We start from the raw sequence: 18892 nt of genomic DNA on the forward strand, positions 1-18892 counted from the left end.
TCATCTGTTGACCCAGCGCCAGCGCTGACCAGACTGGACCTGCCCGAACCTGGGCATTCAAACGGAGTCTTGCAGATGATCAGGGTATTGAGCGCGAAGGAAGTGAACGAAGTCTCGGGCGGCAAGGCAGACTTCTCGAGGGTAACGTCACGCGTGGACAGCACGGCGAGGATCGTCAGCGTGGGCTACAACGACAGATGGCTCAACTCCGCGCGGCGCATCTTCATGTACAACGCCTTGTTCCGCTGACCGCCGCCGTTGCCGCAGGTGCAGCATGCCCGCACGGGCTTGCTGCATCCTACTTCTGCCCCGGCCGCCCCACTTCCGGCGCCGTCGCGATCGCCAGCTTGCGGAAACCCAGCTGGCCCAGCGCGTCCTGCGCGGTCACCACGGCCTGGTACGGCGTGCGGGCGTCGGCACGCAGCAGCACGGTCTGCTCGCGGTCATCACCGGCCACCTCGCCGATCACCTGCTTGAGCGAAGCGATGTCGCTGCGCAGCACCTCGCGGTCGTTGATGAAATAGTGGCCATCGGCATTCACCAGCACGCTCAGCGAACGCGGCGGCGCCGCGCTGTGCTGGTCGCTGGCGGTCGGCAGCTGCAGCTGCAGCGTCGAGCGCGCATCGAAGGTGGTGGTGACCACGAAGAAGATGATCAGCACCAGGATGACGTCGATCAGCGGCACCAGGTCGATGTGCGGCTCGTCCTGCGCGCGGTCGTCGCGGATGCGCACGCGCTCAGCCCTTGGCCGTGGCAGGTGCGCGCGACGGCGACGCCGCCGACTGGCCCGCGGCCGGGCGCGGAGCTGCGGCGGCCGGGCCACGGCCCTCCAGCGCGTCGAGCAGCAGGGTCGCTTCCTGCTCCATCTCGATCACGTAGCCGTTGACGCGGCCCTTGAGGTAGCGGTGGAAGATCAGCGCGGGCACCGCGATGATCATGCCGGTCGCGGTGCACACCAGCGCCTTGCCGATGCCGCCGGCCAGCTGGTTCACGTCGCCGATGCCGTGGTCGAGGATGCCCAGGAACATCTGGATCATGCCGACGACGGTGCCGAGCAGGCCCAGCAGCGGGCCGGCCGAGGCGATGGTGCCAAGCGCGTTGAGGAAGCGCTCCATGCGGTGGACGATATGGCGGCCGGTGTCCTCGATGCGTTCGCGCACCAGCTCGCGCGGACGGCCGCGCATGTCCAGCGCGGCGGCCAGCAGCGCGCCCAGCGGCGAGCTGCGGCGCAGGGATTCGATATGGGAGGGGTCGAGCTTGCCGCGCGCCGCCCAGTTGCGCACTTCCTCGCCGAGGCCCGGCGGCAGCACTTCATTGCGGCGCAGCGTCCACAGGCGTTCGAGCACGATTGCCAGCGCCAGCACCCCCAGCAGCAGCAGGGGCACCATGGGCCAGCCGCCCGCCTTGACCAGTTCCCACACGTTCAGATCCTCCGGCGCGATCGGCCGCCTGTTTGCTGGCCGATAGGATAGCAGCCGCGCGCAGGCGTTCCTCCGCGTCCCACCAGCGGGGTTGCCCGCGACGTTGTTCACGCACGGCCAGCCCGTCCCGGCCCAGCCAGACCCGTACCGCGCCGGCGCGCGCCGTTTCCAGCGTTTCCGCCCCTGCCCGCGCCCAGGCCCGCCGCACGCCGGGGCGCGGATGGCCGAAGCGGTTGTCGTGGCCGGCGGAGAACACCGCCAGGTGGGCATGGGTGGCGGCGATGAAACGCGCACTGGAGGACCCCGCACTGCCGTGATGCGGGACGATCACGACCTCGGCGCGCAGATCCGCCGGGGCCAGCCGCAGCAGCCGCTGCTCGATGACCTTGCCGATATCGCCGGTCAGCAGCGCGGCGCGATGGCCCGCCTCGATGCGCAGCACGCAGCTGGATTCGTTGCCCAGGTAAGGGAAGCCATCGGGCGGATGCAGGAAGCGGAAGGCCACTCCATCCCAGCGCCACTGGTGACCACGACGACACGGCGAAGCCGCTTCGACACCCGGCATTGCGGGCGGCGCGCGCACCTGCGCCACCGGCTTGTCGGCCATCACGGCCGCGACCCCACCGGCATGGTCGCTATCCCCATGGCTCACCACCAGCGCATCGAGCCGCCCGACCCCGAGCGCACGCAACGCCGGCAGCACGACGCGCTCCCCGGCATCGAACCCGTCGTCCACGCGCGGGCCGGCGTCGTACAACAGCGCGTGGTGGCGGGTGCGCACCAGCACCGCGAGCCCCTGCCCCACGTCGAGCACGGCCAGTTCGACCTCGCCTTCCCGCGGCCGCCGCGTATCCGGCCAGGCCAGCGCCAGCCACAGCAGCGTGGCCAGCGCCTTTCCGGGCATGCCACGAGGCAGCAGCCACCACGTCGCGCCCAGCAGCGCCAGCGCCACGGCCCATCGGCCGGCATCCGGCCATCCCGCCTGCGCGTACGGACTGCTGCCTGCCCAGGAGAACAGCCGCCAGCTGGCGGTGAAACAGGTTTCGGCCAGTCGCCACGCCCACGAGCCCGCTCCCGGCCATGCGGCTTCCAGCGCCAGCCCCAGCAAAGCCAGCGGCACGACGACGAGGCTCCACCACGGAATCGCCAGCAGGTTCACCAGCGGCCCCACCCACGATGCCTGCGCGAACCACGCCACCGACACCGGCAACAGGCACAACGTGGCGACCCACTGCGCGCGCAGGAACGTCACCACGACCGGCACGCGCCGCTCGCCGGACGGCATCAGCGCGGACAGGCAGGCCACGCCCCCGAAGCTCAGCCAGAAACCCGGCAGGAGCAAAGAGAGAGGATCGACCAGCAGCACGCCCATCATCGCCAGCCCGAGCGCCCGCAGTGCGGTCACCCGCCTGCGCGCCATCCGGGCCACGCATACCGCGGCGATCATCAGCACGGTGCGCAGCGTGGGCAGCGAGCCGCCCGCCACGGCCGCATAGGCTGCGGCGGCGCACAGCGCGGCGCACCCCATGGCGGGTGTCGCGGGCCAGCGCCGCGCCAAGGCGGGCCACACCCACCATGCGCCGCGAAGCATCCACGCGGCGGCCAGCGCCACGATGCCGACATGGAAGCCGGAGATCGCCACGAGGTGGGTCAGCCCAGTGGCGCGCAGCATCTGCCAGTCGGCCGGTGCAAGGGCGCGCGTATCACCCAGCGCCAGCGCCTGCACGAAGCGTGCGCCCGGCCCCTGCACGGCGGTGGCGATGCGCCGGCTCATGCCATCACGCCAGGCGACCAACCCCCGCGCGTGGCCCAGCCGCATGGCGGCTTCGGGCTGCCGCACATGCCCCATGGCGACGACACCCGACGCGGCGGCATGCCGCTCCACGTCCGTGCCCCCGGGGTTGCGCAGGCCTCGCGGCGCCCGCAGGCGCACCCAAAGGCGCCAATGCTCGCCCGCCTGCAGGGCAATGCGCGGCCCGGGCGCGCGGGCATCGAAATCGTCATACCAGGCCAGCTGCAGCAGCTGCCCGCGCAGCACGGTCGGCGAGCCTGGCGCATCATCCACGCGCAACAGGAAGCGCGTGCGACGTGCATCCATCACCGGCAGCGACACCACCTGGCCTTGCACCTCGACCTCCTGCGCTTCCCGCGCGACCGGCCATTGCGCGCGAAGCACCGACACCGCGTGGCCAGCCGTCCATGCCGCGCCGAAACCACCGAAGGCGAGCACGATCAACGCCACGCGAGCGCCCTGCCGCAGACGCCGCACAAGCGCCGCCGCGAAACAGATCACCGCCACCAGCCCGCACACCACGATGCCAAGCACAGGCCACGGCGTGCCGGACCAAGCCGCCAGGCTCGCCCCCGCCCAAAGCGCGACGATGGCGCCCGAAGGCAACGACACGGCACCGCGGTATCCGCGCCCATCGACGATCGACATCCGCGCCTCCCTGCGCCCCACTCCGAGGTGTGACGGCCGGCGCCACCGGCACCCGGGGGCCGACGGTACTGCGCCTCAGGGGGGCTGCGCGGAACAGGCCCGTCGCCCTCGCCGACGGCACCGGCACGTCACGGGGAACAGGTTAGACAGACGCCCGGATGCCGGGCAGCGGGAAAGCACGCCATCGCGCATAGGCGATGGACGTGCCGGGATTCGGAAATCGGCTTGGCCGGCCGTGGGCTTACGCGGCAGTCGGCGCGGACAGCTGGCGCAGGCGGCCTTCGTGCAGTTCCAGCACGCGGTCGAGCTTGAACGCCAGCCCGCGGTCGTGCGTCACCAGGACCAGGCTGGTGCGGTGCTGGCGGTTGAGGTCGAGCATCAGCTCGAACACCGTCGCCGCGGTGCGGTCGTCGAGGTTGCCGGTCGGTTCGTCGCCCAGCACGCAGGCCGGGCGGTTGACCAGCGCACGCGCCACCGCGGCGCGCTGGCGCTCGCCACCGGACAGTTCTCCCGGCTTGTGCTCCAGGCGATGGCCCAGGCCGACCGCCTCCAGCAGCTGCGAAGCGCGCGCGCGCGCCGGGGCCACGTCCTCGCCGGCCAGCAGCACCGGCATCATCACGTTTTCCAGCGCGGTGAATTCCGGCAGCAGGTGGTGGAACTGGTAGACGAAGCCGAGTGCGCGATTGCGCAGGCGGCCGCGCTCGCCATCGGAGAGTTCGGACATCGACTGCCCGGCCACGTGCACCTCGCCGGCGCTGGGCACGTCCAGGCCGCCGAGCAGGTGCAGCAGCGTGCTCTTGCCGGCGCCGGAAGCGCCGACGATGGCCACCGTCTCGCCCGGGGCGACCGACAGGTCCAGCCCGTCGAACACCGGCGTGCGCATGCGCCCCTCGGCGTAGGTCTTGCCCAGGCCGACGGCACGGATCACGGGGGTGGAGCTCATCGCGGCCTCATTCATAGCGCAGCGCCTCCGCCGGCTGCGTGCGCGCCGCGCGCCAGGCCGGATACAGGGTCGCCAGGAAACTCATCAGCAGGGCGACGACGGTGATCGCCACCACGTCGGGGGTCTGCATGTCGGTGGGCAGGCCGGTGATGTAGTAGACATCCTCCGGGAGCAGCTTGATGTGGAACAGCGTCTCGATCGCGCCGAGGATGCGCTCCAGGTTGAGCGTCAGCGTGATGCCGCCGACCACGCCCAGCACGGTGCCGATGATGCCGATCAACGAACCCTGCACCATGAAGACCTTCATCACCCCGCCCGGGGTCAGGCCCAGCGTGCGCAGGATCGCGATGTCGGCCTGCTTGTCGGTCACCAGCATCACCTGCGAGGAAACCAGGTTGAACGCGCCCATGGCGATGATCAGCGAGAGCAGGATGCCCATCACCGTCTTTTCCATGCGCAGGGAGTGGTAGAGGTTGGCGTTTTCCTGCGTCCAGTCGCTGACGCGGTGGTCGCCGGGGAGTTTCAGCGCCAGGTCGCTGGCCACTTCCCAGGCGCGGTCCATGTCGTAGAGCTTCAGCCGCACGCCGGTGACGCCGTCCATGCGCAGCACGCGCGCCATGTCTTCCATGTTGGCCACGGCCAGGCCGCGGTCGATCTCGTTGTAGCCGGCTTCGAAGATGCCGCTGACGGTGAAGCGCTTGTAGCGCGGCGCCGCGCCGAACGGCGTGGCCTGCGGCTCGGCCAGCATCACCACGACCTTGTCGCCGACGTTCACGCCCAGCCACAACGCCAGTTCCTGCCCGAGCAGGATGTTGTACGAGCCGGGGGTCAGGCTGTCGGTCGAGCCCTGCTTCATCTTCTGCGACAGCACCGAGACCTTGTCTTCCTGCGCCGGCACCACGCCGCGCACGATGGCCGGCTGGTTGCGGGTGCCGGTGATCAACGCCTGGCTTTCGATATAGGGCGCCGCGCCGGCCACGCGCGGATCGGCGCTGGCCACGCGCAGGGCGGTTTCCCAATCGCGCAGCGGCGCGCCGTCGGCGCTGACGGTGGCATGGGCGGCCATCTGCAGCAGGCGGTCGCGGATTTCCTTCTGGAAACCACTCATCACCGCCAGCGTGGTGATCAGCACGGTGACCCCGAGGGCGATGCCCAGGATCGACGCCATCGAGATGAAGGAGATGAAACCGTTGCGGCGCTTGGCACGCAGGTAACGCAGACCGATGGCGACAGGAAGGGGTTTGAACATGCGCTGCGACCGTTCAGGGGAGGCTATGGTGCCATTCCCGGGCGTGAGGACGAAACCACACGGCCGCGAGCGGCCAGTCGCAGTTCACGTCGTTGCGCTGGCGGCAGGGTGTCGGGCCAGAACAGCACGCCTTGGCGGCCACGCGGCCCGCGCCGCCACGACACCCGCACCAGCGGGCCGGTCCATTCGATGCGAAGGTCGGCCACGGGCCGGCCGTCCACGTGGGCCGGCGCCCTGCCCCACGGCAACAGGAAGCGATGCGGGGGCCGCCGCGACATCACGCGCGCCTCGCGCAGCGCGAGCCCGCAGGCTATGGTTCCGATGGCCAGTTGGCCCCACCCCGGCATCGCCGACAGGTACAGGGAAAACCACAGGCACGGCACCAGCCCGGCCAGTGCCCGTCGCGCCCAGCGCGAGGGCCGCCACTCAAGCCTGCAGGGTGCGGATACGCTCGATGAGGGCCGCTTGCGACGCATCCGGGCACACCTCGTAGCCCATGAACCAGCGCCACAACTTATCGTCCTCGCGCTCGAGCAGCAGCCGGAAAACGGCACGCTCGGCTTCCGGCGCCTCGGCCCAGCGGCGGTCGAGGTAGCGGTCGAACAGGCGGTCCAGCTCGCGCATGCCGCGGCGGCAGCGCCAGCGCAGCTTCTTCAGTTCGGTGGCTTCATCCATCACGCAGGGCTTCCTCGCGAGGGCGCGCGGCGCCCGAAACGAACGCGGCACCAGGCCGAAAGGCCGGTGCCGCGCAAGGCCACCGCGAACGGTGGCCGGTCAACCGCCGGGCGCTCAGGCGCGGCGGGCCATCATCAGCTTCTTGATCTCGGCGATCGCCAGCGCGGGGTTCAAACCCTTCGGGCAGGTGCGCGCGCAGTTCATGATGGTGTGGCAGCGGTAGAGCTTGAACGGGTCTTCCAGGTCGTCCAGGCGCGCACCGGTGTCCTCGTCGCGCGAGTCGATGATCCAGCGATAGGCCTGCAGCAGGATCGCCGGGCCCAGGTAACGCTCGCCGTTCCACCAGTAGCTCGGGCAGCTGGTCGAGCAGCAGGCGCACAGGATGCACTCGTACAGGCCGTCGAGCTTCTTGCGGTCTTCCGGCGACTGCAGGCGCTCGCGGTCCGGCGGCGGCGGGGTCTGGGTGCGGATCCACGGCTTGATCGAGGCGTACTGCGCGTAGAAGTGCGTCAGGTCCGGCACCAGGTCCTTGACCACGCTCATGTGCGGCAGCGGGTAGATCGGCACTTCGGCCTTGCCGCACGCGCTGATCGCCTTGGTGCAGGCCAGCGTGTTGGTGCCGTCGATGTTCATCGCGCACGAGCCGCAGATGCCTTCGCGGCACGAACGGCGGAACGTGAGCGTCGGGTCGATCTCGTTCTTGATCTTGATCAGCGCGTCGAGAACCATCGGGCCGCACTTGTCGAGATCGATCTCGTAGGTGTCGGTCCGCGGGTTGGCGCCGTCATCGGGGTTCCAGCGATAGATCTTGAACGTGCGCACATTCTTGGCGCCCGTGGCCGGGAAATGCTTTCCCTTGCCGATCTTGGAATTCTTGGGGAGGGTGAACTCTGCCATGGCTTTGAATCCGGGATAGGGGATTGGGGACCGGGCTCGCGCCGGCCGCCTGTCAGGCGGCGGGCAGCGCGGGCCCCATCCCGGCTAGGTCAGTAGACGCGCGGCTTCGGCGGCACCACGTCCACGTCCTGGGAGAGCGTGTACATGTGCACCGGGCGGAAGTCGAAGCTGCACTTGCCCTTCTCGTCGACCGAGACCAGCGTGTGCTTCTGCCAGTTGACGTCGTCGCGGTCCGGATAGTCCTCGTGCGCGTGGGCGCCGCGGCTTTCCTTGCGCTGTTCGGCCGAGTTGATCGTGGCCACGGCGTTGAGCAGCAGGTTGTACAGCTCGTAGGTCTCGATCAGGTCCGAGTTCCACACCAGCGAGCGGTCCGACACCTTGACGTCCTCGAACATGGCGAAGATCTCGTCCATCTTCCGGCAGCCTTCCTCCAGCGTCTTGCTGGTGCGGAACACCGCAGCGTCGGCCTGCATGGTGCGCTGCATCTTGTCGCGGATCACCGAGGTCGGCGTGGAGCCGTTGGCGTTGCGCAGCTTGTCCAGCAGCGCCAGCGCCTTGTCGCAGGCATCGGCCGGCAGCGGCTTGTGCGGCTGGTTGGTCTTGATCGTCTCGGCGCAGCGGTTGGCCACCGAACGGCCGAACACCACCAGGTCGAGCAGCGAGTTGGAGCCCAGGCGGTTGGCGCCGTGCACCGACACGCAGGCCGCTTCGCCGATGGCGTACAGGCCCGGCACCACTTCGTCCGGGTTGTCGCCAACCTTGCGCACCACTTCGCCGTGGTAGTTGGTCGGGATGCCGCCCATGTTGTAGTGCACCGTCGGGATGACCGGGATCGGCTCCTTGGTCACGTCCACGCCGGCGAAGATGTGGGCGCTCTCGGCGATGCCCGGCAGCTTCTCGTTGATCACTTCCGGGCCCAGGTGGGTCAGGTCGAGCAGGATGTGGTCCTTGTGCTCGCCGACGCCGCGGCCTTCGCGGATCTCGATGGTCATCGAACGGCTGACCACGTCGCGCGAGGCCAGGTCCTTGTAGTGCGGGGCGTAGCGCTCCATGAAGCGCTCGCCGTTGCTGTTGCGCAGGATGCCGCCTTCGCCGCGCACGCCCTCGGTGATCAGGCAGCCCGCGCCGTAGATGCCGGTCGGGTGGAACTGCACGAACTCCATGTCCTGCATCGGCAGGCCGGCGCGCATCACCATGCCGCCGCCGTCACCGGTACAGGTGTGGGCGGAGGTGGCGCTGAAGTACGAACGACCGTAGCCGCCGGTGGCCAGCACCACGCCGTGGGCGCGGAACAGGTGCAGCGAGCCTTCGGCCATGTCCAGGGCGAGCACGCCGCGGCACACGCCCTCTTCGTCGAAGATCAGGTCGAGCGCGAAGTACTCGATCATGAAGCGCGCGTTGTTGGCCAGCGACTGCTGGTACAGCGTGTGCAGCATGGCGTGGCCGGTACGGTCGGCCGCGGCGCAGGTGCGCTGCGCCGGCGGGCCTTCGCCGAACTTGGTGGTCATGCCGCCGAACGGGCGCTGGTAGATCTTGCCTTCCTCGGTACGCGAGAACGGCACGCCGTAGTGTTCCAGCTCGATGATGGCCGGAATTGCCTCGCGGCACATGTATTCGATGGCGTCCTGGTCACCCAGCCAGTCCGACCCCTTGATGGTGTCGTAGAAGTGGTAGCGCCAGTCGTCCTCGCCCATGTTGCCGAGCGCGGCGGAGATGCCGCCCTGCGCGGCGACGGTGTGCGAGCGGGTCGGGAAGACCTTGGTCAGGCAGACGGTCTGCAGGCCCTTCTGGGCCAGGCCGAAGGTCGCGCGCAGGCCGGCGCCACCGGCGCCGACGACGACCATGTCGTACTTGTGTTCGGTGATCTTGTAGGCGGACATCGGTGATCAGTTCCCCAGCGCGATGCGAGCGACCGCGAAAACACTGACGATTGCACCCAGGACGGCGATGAATTTCACCGAGACCTGCAGCGCCAGGGCCAGAAGCGAGTTGTGGATGTAGTCTTCGAGGATGACCTGCAGGCCGATCTGGGCATGCCAGAACATCGCCACCAGGAAGCCGACCAGCAGCACGGCGTTCCAGGGCTTGGCGATCGCCGCGGTGGCCGCCACATAGTCGGCGCCCAGCAGGCTCAGCACGAACAGCACGAACCAGATGCCCAGCGCGACCAGCGCGGTGGCGGTCAGGCGCTGCAGGACGAAATGCTCGGTGCCAGTCTTGGCGGCGCCCAGGCCGCGGACGTTCTTGAGCGGGGTGCGGAAACGGTTCATGCGACACCTCCACAGCACAGCACGTAGGCCCAGATCAGCGCGGTGATCACCAGGCTGCCCACGACCGAGAGCCAGCTGCTGCGCACGAAGGCGGGAATCGAGAAGCCGTGGCCGAAGTCCTGCACGATGTGGCGGATGCCGTTGCACAGGTGGTAGGCGAAGCACCACGACCAGCCGAACAGGAAGAGCTGGCCGTACCAGGCGCCGGCGAGCTGGCGGAAGCAGTTCCAGTGCTGCGGGCCCATCATCAGCGCCAGCAACGCGGCGGCGATGATCAGGGCGCCAAGGGACAGGACGATGCCGGTGGCTCGATGCAGGATCGAGGTGGCCATCTGGATCTGCCACTTGTACACATCCAGGTGCGGTGACAGGGGACGTTCTGGGGTCGCCATTCGCTGACTATTACTCGGCTGGGCGGCACGGCGGCCGCGTTGGCTGCACGCTGCTCAAAAATCGATGCAGCGACCGTTTTTCTCCCAATCGCCATAGCGCACCGGATCCAGTCCGCCGCGCCCACCGATCTCCGCCGGCACGGTTTCCTGCGCAGATGGCTCTGCCGGAAGCGCCGCGTCTTCGGGTTCGGATTCGGGATGGGGGGTTGTTTGGCCTATCATTGTGGGTCTCGCAACGCACAAATTTTATGCCTCGCCCCCGTGCATGACAACCTTCACATTTCGCAAACTGCTTTTGCCGCGCTGCCCGGGCACGCGGTAATCGCGCTGGAAGGCCTTGATTCGGTCGCTTTCGCGCAGGCCCAGTTCGCCAACGACCTGGCCGCCCTGCCCGTCGGACAGTGGCAGTGGAGCGCATGGCTGAGCGCCAAGGGACGGGTCATCGCGATCTTCATGCTGTGCCGCCCGGCCGCCGAAACGCTGTGGCTGGTGCTGGCCGATGGCCGCGCCGACGCACTGGCCACGCAGCTGCAACGCTTTGTTTTCCGTCGCAAGGTCAAGGTCGCCGTGCGTGACGACCTGCATGCCGGCGGCCGCTTCGAAGCCCCGGCACGGGCGCACGGCAACGTGCTCGACATCGACGGCGATGCGAATGACTTCGATCTAGGGACGACAGCGCTGCCACGCACGCTGCGGCTGTCGCCTCATCCTTTCGTCGAAGACGCCGGTTTCCAGGCGCAGTGGCGGCAGGCCGACCTGCGCCTGGGCCTGCCGCGCCTGGATGACAGCGCCGTCGAGCAGTGGACGCCGCAGCAGATCGGCCTGGACCGGCTCGCCGCCTACAGCGTCAAGAAGGGCTGCTACCCCGGCCAGGAAATCGTGGCCCGCACCCATTTCCTCGGCAAGGCCAAGCGCGTGGCGCAGCTGGTCGAAGTGCCCGACGGTACGCAACCGGGCGCGGAGCTGCGCCATGGCGAACAGACCGCCGGCAGCGTGGCCAGCGTCGGCGGCACGCTGGCGCTGGCGGTATTGCCGATCGAAAGCGAAGGGCTGGCCCTGCAACTCGGCGACGTGCCGGTGCAACGCCAGCCCCTGCTGGAAGGCCTGGCCCGCTGAGCGGGCCGGCCTGACGCCTTACAGCCGCAGCTCGGTCTGCGGGTCGAAGAAGTGCAGGTGCGCGCCATGCAGCGCCACCTTCAAACCCTCGCCCACCGGCGGCAGCGCCTGCGGCGGCACGCGCATCACCAGCAACTGCTCGCCCAGGGTGAGGTTGACGAAGATTTCGTTGCCCACCGGCTCAATGCCCTCCACCTTGCCCTCGAAGGCGACCGTATCGCCCGCGGCCGCCGGCTGCAGGTGCTCGGGGCGGATGCCGACCAGCACGTCCCTGCCCTGCAACGCCTGCGGCGCCGAGAGCGGAATCTGCCGGCCGTCGGCCATGCGCAGGCCATCGCCCTGCAGCGTGCCGCGCAGCACGTTCATCGCCGGGCTGCCGAGGAAGCCGGCGACAAACAGGTTCGCCGGGCGTTCGTACAGCGCCATCGGCGTGTCGATCTGCTGGATCACGCCGGCGTTGAGCACCACGATGCGCTGGCCAAGCGTCATCGCCTCGACCTGGTCGTGGGTGACGTACACCATCGTCGTGCCCAGCTTGCGATGCAGCTGCGCGATCTCGGTGCGCACGCTGTGGCGCAGCTTGGCATCGAGGTTGGAGAGCGGCTCATCGAGCAGGAACACGGCCGATTCGCGCACCATCGCCCGGCCCAGCGCCACGCGCTGGCGCTGGCCGCCGGACATCGCCTTGGGCAGCTTGTCGAGCATGTCCGACAACCCGAGCAGCTGCGCGGCGTTGCGCACACGCTCGTCGATCACCGCCTGCGGGTGCCCGCGCAGCTTCAGGCCGAAAGCCAGGTTCTCGCGCACGGTCATGTGCGGATAGAGCGCGTAGCTCTGGAACACCATGGCGATGTCGCGGTCCTTCGGCGCCACGTCGTTGACGACCTTGTCGCCGATGCGCAGCGTGCCGCTGGTGATGTCCTCCAGGCCGGCGATCATGCGCAGCAGGGTCGACTTGCCGCAGCCCGAAGGCCCCACCAGCACCATCAGCTCGCCGTCGGCGACCTCGAACGTGGCGCCCTGCACCGCGACCTGTCCGTTCTCGTACACCTTGCGGACGTTCTCCAACTGCACTTTCGCCATTCGCTAGCCTCTTTGGATATCGTGCGTCACGGCGCGGAGGGCCGCGCCGGCTTCGAATGGTCGCCGATGAAACTGCTCGCAATCGAATGCATTCGTTTTATTCTGACATGTAAGCGTTTTCATCTGGCAACATCGGCAGCGGGAGGAGCAAGACGATGAACCTGGAAAACCGTTCGCTCGCGTATGGAATACGCGGGCCCGGATCAATCGTCATTCTCGCGCCCGCCATCTCGTCGGGGGGCCTGACGGTGCGCCGACATACCTGCAACAATCGGGGACTTTGGTCAGGCAGTGCGTGTCGTAGTGTGAATGCGCACGACAGCGCTGCCAGCCCGGGCTTCGTGGCCGTTCGTCTTCGAGACAAACCACCCGCGGAGCGTCCTTTGAAACCCAGGATCCAAGCCATTGACAACGATGTCAGCAGAAACTGAAACTCGGCCAATGCACAACACTCTTTTCCTGTTCGGCGCGACCGGCGACCTGGCGCAGCGCTATCTCTTCCCCTCGCTGCTGCGACTGTCCATCGACGGCCTGCTGCCGGAGGACTTCAAGGTCCGCGCGCTGGCGCTGTCGCCGCACGACACGGAGAAGTTCCGCGAGATCCTTCGCCCGCGCCTGGAGCAGGCACTGCCGCACGCTGGCGCCGCGGACATCGACAACCTGCTGCAGCGCATCGACTACCGCTCGGTGGACCTGCGCGATGCCGAATCGGTCGCCACTGCCGTGCGTGACCTGGCCGACCGCAAGTGCGTCAGCTACCTGGCCATCCCGCCGGGCCTGTACATCAGCACCTGCCAGGGCCTGGCCCTGGGCGGGGCGCTGGCCGCGCCGAACCGGCTGATGCTGGAGAAGCCGATCGGCCACGATTCGACCAGCGCCGAGGAAATCCTGCGTTCGATCGGCGCGCTGATCGACGAAGACCGCGTGTTCCGCCTGGACCACTACCTGGGCAAGGCCGCGGTGCAGAACCTGATCGCGCTGCGTTTCGGCAACACGCTGCTGGAAGCGGTGTGGAACCGCAACTACATCGAATCGGTGCAGATCCTGGTCGCCGAGAGCGAGGGCGTGGACGGGCGCGATGCCTACTACGCGCGTTCCGGCGCGCTGCGCGACATGGTGCAGAGCCACATCCTGCAGCTGCTGTGCCTGGTGGCGATGGAGCCGCCGGCATCGCTCGAATCCGATCGCATCCGCGACGAGAAGGTCAAGGTGCTGCGCGCGTTGCGCCCGCTCAAGGCCGAACACGCCGCGCGCGACAGCGTGCGTGGCCGCTACACCGCCGGCACGATCAACGGCCACCCCGCGCAGGCCTACCAGCCGCCGGAAGGCAGCGACGTGGAGACCTTCGTCGGCGTCACCGCGCACATCGACAACTGGCGCTGGGAAGGCGTGCCGTTCCACCTGTGCACCGGCAAGCGCATGCCCGAGCGCACCACCCGCGTGGTGGTCACGCTCAAGCCGGTCACCCACTGGCTGTTCGAACGCCCGGACCGCCAGCACGCCACGCCGAACCGCCTCACCTTCCAGTTGCAGCCGCAGGAAAACATCGAGCTGGGCCTGATGAGCTCGCTGGCCGGCCCGGAATGGGGCGCGCTGGAACTGCAGCCGCTGGAGCTGGAACTCTCCGTGCCCACCGGCCTGCACCGCCGCATCGCCTACGAGCGCCTGTTCCTGGATGCGTTCAACGGCAACCACGCGCTGTTCGTGCGTGACGACGAAGTGCGCGCGGCCTGGGCGTGGATCGACAGCGTCAGCGCCGCCTGGAAGGCCGCCGAGCTGCCGCTGCAGCCCTACCCCGCCGGCACCTGGGGCCCGACCTCGGCCACCACGTTCCTGCCGCCGGGCATCGACCAGGAGGCACAGGCATGAGCGCGGCGATGCAGCCGGTGCTGGTCGCCGATATCGGCGGCACCAACGCGCGCTTCGCCCTGGCCGACCTCGAAGCCTCGATGCCGCTGCTGGAAGACAGCGTGCGCGAGTTCGCGGTGGTCGATTTCGCCTCGCTCGGCGAGGCGGCCCAGCATTACCTGGACCAGATCGGCGCGACGGCCCAGCAGGGCGTGTTCGCCGTGGCCGGCCGCGTCGATGGCGATGAAGCGCGCATCACCAACCACCCGTGGGTGATCTCGCGCTCGCGCACCGCCGCAATGCTCGGCTTCAACGAGCTGCACCTGATCAACGATTTCGCCGCCCAGGCAATGGCCATCAGCCTGCTGCGCCCGCAGGACGTGGTGCAGGTGGGCGGCGCCAGCTGGGAGCCGGCCGATATCCGCCAGCCGCGCAACTACGGCGTCATCGGCCCGGGCACCGGCTTGGGCGTGGGCGGCCTGCTCATCCGCGACGGCCGCTGCTATCCGCTGGAAACCGAGGGCGGCCATGTCAGCTTCCCGCCCGGCACGCCGGAGGAAATCCGCATCCTGGAGATCCTCTCCCAGCAGTTCGGCCGCGTCTCCAACGAGCGCCTGATCTGTGGCCCCGGCCTGGTCAACATCCACCGCGCGCTGAGCGAGATCGCCGGCGCCGACCCGGGCCCGCTCAAGCCTTCGGACATCACCGCGCGCGCCGCCTCCGGCGATGCCCGCGCCGCGCGTTCGGTGGACCTGTTCTGCGCCATCTTCGGCGCCATCGCCGGCGACATGGTGCTGATGCAGGGTGCCTGGGACGGCGTGTTCCTCACCGGCGGCCTGGTGCCGCGCATGCTCGATTCGCTGCAGCATTCCGGCTTCCGCCAGCGCTTCGAGAACAAGGGCCGCTTCTCGGCGATCATGTCGCGCGTGCCGTCGCTGGCGGTGATGCATCCGCATGCCGGCCTGCTCGGCTCGGCCGCGTACGCGGTGGATGTCGAACGCAACCGGGGGAACCGCGCATGAGCCCGTCGCGCGACCGCATTTCGCTGATCCGCCACGACGATGCCGACGCCTGGGTGGCGGGCATCGCCGAGGAGATGGCCAGCATCCTCGGCCACGAGATCGGCAAGCGCGGGCACGCCCGCATGCTGCTCTCCGGTGGCACCACGCCGGCGCCGGTGTACGAAGCGCTGGCGCTGCAGGCGCTGGAGTGGGACAAGATCGAGGTCGGCCTGGTCGACGAGCGCTGGCTCTCGCCGCAGGATCCGGACAGCAACGCCTATCTCGTGCGCCACAGCCTGCTCGACCGCGCCGAAGGCGCGCAGTTCGTGCCGCTGGTGCGCCAGGGCAAGTCGCTGACCGACTGCGTGCACGACGCCAACCTGCACGCCACCCACGCCGCGCCGCCGTGCCTGGCGGTGCTGGGCATGGGCGGCGACGGCCACACTGCCTCGCTGTTCCCCGGCTCGATCGACCTGCCCAAGGCGCTGGCCAGCCAGCAGCCCTACGCCGCGCTCGACGCGACCGGCTGCCCGGGCGCCAACACCTGGCCGCTGCGCATCACGCTCACCCCGCTCGGCCTGGAACAGTGCGAAACGCGCCTGCTGCTGCTGCGTGGCAAGCAGAAGCTGGACATGCTCGAAGCCGCCCTGGCCGGCGAAGATCCCACGCAATACCCCATCCGCGTCGCGATCCAGCAGCCTGGCGCGCACCTGCGGGTCCACTGGTGCGCATGACGCGTGCCCCGCGGGCGACGGCCAACTGCCGTCGTCCTTCCCGTCCCGCCGCACGCCCCACCGGCGCCCGCGTGGCCTCCCACTCATAGCCGCCTGCCAATGAGCCTGCATCCGAACATCCAAGCCGTCACCGAACGCATCCGCCTGCGCAGCGCCGCCTCGCGCGCCGCCTATCTCGCCGGCATCGACGCCGCCCTGCGCGACGGCCCGTTCCGCAGCCGCCTGAGCTGCGGCAACCTCGCCCACGGTTTCGCCGCCTGCGGCCCGACCGACAAGGACCGCCTGCGCGGCAGCGTCACGCCGAACCTGGGCATCATCACCGCCTACAACGACATGCTCTCGGCGCACCAGCCGTTCGAGCACTACCCCGAACTGATCCGCGAAACCGCGCGCGCGCTCGGCGCCACCGCGCAGGTCGCCGGCGGCGTGCCGGCGATGTGCGACGGCGTCACCCAGGGCCGCGCCGGCATGGAGCTGTCGCTGTTCTCGCGCGATGTCATCGCGCAGGCCACCGCGATCGGCCTGAGCCATGACATGTTCGACACCACCGTCTACCTCGGCGTGTGCGACAAGATCGTGCCGGGCCTGCTGATCGGCGCGCTGGCGTTCGGCCACCTGCCGGCGGTGTTCCTGCCGGCCGGCCCGATGACGCCGGGCATTCCGAACAAGCAGAAGGCCGAAGTGCGCGAGCGCTACGCCGCCGGCGAGGCGACCCGCGCCGAACTGCTGGAAGCCGAGGCGTCGTCGTACCACGCGCCGGGCACCTGCACGTTCTACGGCACGGCGAACTCCAACCAGGTGCTGCTGGAAGCGATGGGCGTGCAGCTGCCCGGCGCGTCCTTCATCAACCCGGGCACGCCGCTGCGCGATGCGCTCACCCACACCGCGGCCGAGCGCGCACTGGCGATCACCGCGCTGGGCGAGGACTTCCGTCCGTTCGGCCGGCTGATCGACGAGCGCGCCATCGTCAACGCCATCGTGGCGCTGATGGCCACCGGCGGTTCGACCAACCACACCATCCACTGGATCGCGGTGGCGCGCGCGGCCGGCATCGTCCTGACCTGGGACGACATGGACCTGATTTCGCAGACCGTGCCGCTGCTGGCGCGCGTGTATCCGAATGGCGAAGCCGACGTGAACCGCTTCCACGCGGCTGGCGGCACTTCGTTCGTGTTCCGCGAACTGATGGACGCCGGGCTGATGCACGACGACCTGCCGACGATCGTCGAAGGCGGCATGCGCGCGTTCGCGCAGGAGCCGCGCCTGCAGGAGGGCAAGGTGGTGTTCGTGCCGGGCACGACGACCAGCGCCGATACCGAAGTGGCGCGCCCGGTGGCCGATGCATTCGAAAGCCAGGGCGGCCTGCGCCTGCTGCGCGGCAATGTCGGCCGCTCGCTGATCAAGCTGTCGGCGGTGAAGCCGCAGTACCGCCGCATCGAGGCGCCGGCCGTGGTGGTCGATGCGCCGCAGGTGCTCAACAAGCTGCATGCCGCCGGCGCGTTGCCGCAGGATTTCGTGGCGGTGGTGCGTTACCAGGGTCCGCGCGCGAACGGCATGCCGGAGCTGCATTCGCTGGCGCCGCTGCTGGGCCTGCTGCAGAACCAGGGCCGCCGGGTGGCGCTGGTCACCGACGGCCGCCTGTCTGGCGCGTCGGGCAAGATTCCCGCGGCGATCCACGTGACGCCGGAAGCGGCGCGCGGCGGTCCGATCGCACGCATCCGCGAGGGCGACATCATCGTGCTCGACGGCGAGGCCGGGACGCTGGAAGTGAAGGTGTCGGCCACCGAGTGGGCGGCGCGCGAACTGGCGCCGAACACCGCGCCGGCCGGCCATGACATGGGCCGCAACCTGTTCGCGATCAACCGCCAGGTGGTGGGCCCCGCCGACCAGGGCGCGATCTCGATCGGCTGTGGCCCGATGGCGGCCGACGGGACGATCTGGGAGTACGACGCCGAATACGAGCTCGGGGGCGATGCCGCCGCCGCGGCTGCCCCGCACGAAGCCAAGGACGCGTAAGCGCCCTGCCCCACTTAGCAAGGTATCGAGGACACCATGACGATTGCCGATCTCCAGAACCGCGCCGAACTGCTGCTGTTGCAGGCCGGCATCCTCCCGGTCATCACCGTCGACAGCCTGGACCAGGCGCGGGCGGTCACCGACGCGCTGCTGGAAGGCGGCCTGCCGGCGATCGAGCTGACCCTGCGTACGCCGGTGGCGATGGACGCGCTGGCCACGCTCAAGCGCGAGCGCCCCGAGCTGGTGGTGGGTGCGGGCACGGTGTTGACCGAGCAGCAGATGCGGCAGTCGATCGATGCGGGGGCCGATTTCCTGGTGACGCCGGGCACGCCGCCGGCGCTGGCCGACCTGCTGGCCGCCGCGCCGATCCCGGTGGTGCCGGGAGCGGCGACGCCGACGGAGTTCCTGGGTTTGATGGGCCGCGGTTTCCGGGTGTGCAAGCTGTTCCCGGCTTCGGCGGTGGGCGGCCTGCAGATGATCAAGGGGCTGGCCGGTCCGCTGGCGGAGCTGAAGCTGTGCCCGACCGGTGGCATCAGCGAGGAGACGGCGGGCCAGTATCTGTCGCAGCCGAACGTGCTGTGCATCGGCGGTTCGTGGATGGTGCCGAAGGATTGGCTGGCCAAGGGCGAGTGGCACAAGGTGCGCGACAGTGCGGCGGCCGCGGCGAAGATCGTGGCGCAGGCGCGGGGCGCGTAAGTTTTTCCCGCTTTGTTGCTTTGAAGGAATGCCGCGCTTTGCGCGGCATTCTTTTTGGGCGGCATCAGGTGGCTTCTACTTCGCGTTGCAAGCGGCGCTCACAGCACCCGC

Annotated in this window: 19 protein-coding genes; 7 read left to right on the forward strand and 12 right to left on the reverse strand. The window is 69.3% G+C overall.

The genetic code is table 11. The features are described from left to right. Positions 1–75: 75 nt before the first annotated feature. A complete protein-coding gene (locus ARC20_RS18480) occupies positions 76–249 on the forward strand; it encodes a hypothetical protein (protein ID WP_161809457.1) in 174 nt (57 codons plus the stop codon). Between the two features lie 49 nt (positions 250–298). Here the strand turns inward: ARC20_RS18480 and ARC20_RS02020 are convergent, their stop codons facing one another. The 11 genes from ARC20_RS02020 to ARC20_RS17850 form a co-directional block, all read right to left on the reverse strand. After that, positions 299–733 carry an ExbD/TolR family protein gene (locus ARC20_RS02020; RefSeq protein ID WP_057643524.1) on the reverse strand — a complete coding sequence of 145 codons (435 nt, stop codon included), beginning with the start codon at positions 731–733 and terminating at the stop codon, positions 299–301. Positions 734–737: 4 nt separating this feature from the next. Continuing rightward, positions 738–1421 carry a MotA/TolQ/ExbB proton channel family protein gene (locus ARC20_RS02025; protein ID WP_057643527.1) on the reverse strand — a complete coding sequence of 228 codons (684 nt, stop codon included), beginning with the start codon at positions 1419–1421 and terminating at the stop codon, positions 738–740. Beyond that, complete coding sequence (locus ARC20_RS02030; RefSeq protein WP_057643530.1) at positions 1312–3861, reverse strand: DNA internalization-related competence protein ComEC/Rec2; 2550 nt, start codon at positions 3859–3861, stop codon at positions 1312–1314. The genes ARC20_RS02025 and ARC20_RS02030 overlap by 110 nt, the downstream gene beginning before the upstream one ends. 241 nt (positions 3862–4102) lie before the next feature. Beyond that, on the reverse strand, positions 4103–4819 hold the full coding sequence (gene lolD, locus ARC20_RS02035; RefSeq protein WP_057643533.1) for a lipoprotein-releasing ABC transporter ATP-binding protein LolD: 717 nt from the start codon (positions 4817–4819) through the stop codon (positions 4103–4105). Then, positions 4812–6053, reverse strand: coding sequence for a lipoprotein-releasing ABC transporter permease subunit (locus tag ARC20_RS02040; RefSeq protein WP_057643535.1), 1242 nt, complete (start codon positions 6051–6053; stop codon positions 4812–4814). Before ARC20_RS02040 ends, lolD begins: the two co-directional genes overlap by 8 nt. A gap of 426 nt (positions 6054–6479) precedes the next feature. Continuing rightward, positions 6480–6728 (reverse strand): FAD assembly factor SdhE, encoded by a 249-nt coding sequence (locus ARC20_RS02045; protein ID WP_057643539.1) that lies wholly within the window; start codon positions 6726–6728, stop codon positions 6480–6482. A gap of 114 nt (positions 6729–6842) precedes the next feature. Further along, positions 6843–7625, reverse strand: coding sequence for a succinate dehydrogenase iron-sulfur subunit (locus tag ARC20_RS02050; protein ID WP_057643542.1), 783 nt, complete (start codon positions 7623–7625; stop codon positions 6843–6845). Between the two features lie 89 nt (positions 7626–7714). Next, a complete protein-coding gene (gene sdhA / locus ARC20_RS02055) occupies positions 7715–9505 on the reverse strand; it encodes a succinate dehydrogenase flavoprotein subunit (RefSeq protein ID WP_057643544.1) in 1791 nt (596 codons plus the stop codon). A gap of 6 nt (positions 9506–9511) precedes the next feature. Then, on the reverse strand, positions 9512–9895 hold the full coding sequence (gene sdhD, locus ARC20_RS02060; RefSeq protein WP_057643546.1) for a succinate dehydrogenase, hydrophobic membrane anchor protein: 384 nt from the start codon (positions 9893–9895) through the stop codon (positions 9512–9514). Further along, a complete protein-coding gene (gene sdhC / locus ARC20_RS02065) occupies positions 9892–10287 on the reverse strand; it encodes a succinate dehydrogenase, cytochrome b556 subunit (RefSeq protein ID WP_057643549.1) in 396 nt (131 codons plus the stop codon). The genes sdhD and sdhC overlap by 4 nt, the downstream gene beginning before the upstream one ends. Positions 10288–10341: 54 nt before the next feature. Continuing rightward, on the reverse strand, positions 10342–10509 hold the full coding sequence (locus ARC20_RS17850; protein ID WP_081417990.1) for a DUF1674 domain-containing protein: 168 nt from the start codon (positions 10507–10509) through the stop codon (positions 10342–10344). Positions 10510–10548: 39 nt separating this feature from the next. On the opposite strand from ARC20_RS17850, the gene ygfZ reads away from it, so the two are divergent. Then, positions 10549–11403: a CAF17-like 4Fe-4S cluster assembly/insertion protein YgfZ gene (gene ygfZ / locus ARC20_RS02070; protein WP_057643553.1), complete on the forward strand. Its 855-nt coding sequence runs from the start codon at positions 10549–10551 to the stop codon at positions 11401–11403. 18 nt (positions 11404–11421) lie between these two features. Here ygfZ and ARC20_RS02075 read toward each other — a convergent pair whose 3' ends face one another. Then, a complete protein-coding gene (locus ARC20_RS02075) occupies positions 11422–12486 on the reverse strand; it encodes an ABC transporter ATP-binding protein (protein WP_057643556.1) in 1065 nt (354 codons plus the stop codon). A 441-nt stretch (positions 12487–12927) separates the two neighbouring features. Here ARC20_RS02075 and zwf point away from each other — a divergent pair, with 441 nt between their 5' ends. From zwf to eda, 5 genes are all read left to right on the forward strand, one after another. Then, the gene (gene zwf, locus ARC20_RS02080; RefSeq protein WP_057643560.1) at positions 12928–14355 is read left to right on the forward strand and encodes a glucose-6-phosphate dehydrogenase; all 1428 of its coding nucleotides are present in this window, start codon (positions 12928–12930) and stop codon (positions 14353–14355) included. Then, a complete protein-coding gene (gene glk, locus ARC20_RS02085) occupies positions 14352–15356 on the forward strand; it encodes a glucokinase (RefSeq protein ID WP_057643565.1) in 1005 nt (334 codons plus the stop codon). Before zwf ends, glk begins: the two co-directional genes overlap by 4 nt. Further along, on the forward strand, positions 15353–16069 hold the full coding sequence (gene pgl / locus ARC20_RS02090) for a 6-phosphogluconolactonase (protein ID WP_057643568.1): 717 nt from the start codon (positions 15353–15355) through the stop codon (positions 16067–16069). Before glk ends, pgl begins: the two co-directional genes overlap by 4 nt. Positions 16070–16168: 99 nt before the next feature. Further along, positions 16169–18085, forward strand: a complete 1917-nt coding sequence (gene edd, locus ARC20_RS02095) for a phosphogluconate dehydratase (protein ID WP_057643572.1) — start codon at positions 16169–16171, stop codon at positions 18083–18085. A gap of 36 nt (positions 18086–18121) precedes the next feature. After that, the gene (eda, locus tag ARC20_RS02100) at positions 18122–18781 is read left to right on the forward strand and encodes a bifunctional 4-hydroxy-2-oxoglutarate aldolase/2-dehydro-3-deoxy-phosphogluconate aldolase (protein ID WP_057643575.1); all 660 of its coding nucleotides are present in this window, start codon (positions 18122–18124) and stop codon (positions 18779–18781) included. Positions 18782–18892 lie beyond the last annotated feature (111 nt).

Source organism: Stenotrophomonas panacihumi, from assembly GCF_001431645.1.
Classification (GTDB): Bacteria; Pseudomonadota; Gammaproteobacteria; order Xanthomonadales; family Xanthomonadaceae; genus Stenotrophomonas_A; species Stenotrophomonas_A panacihumi.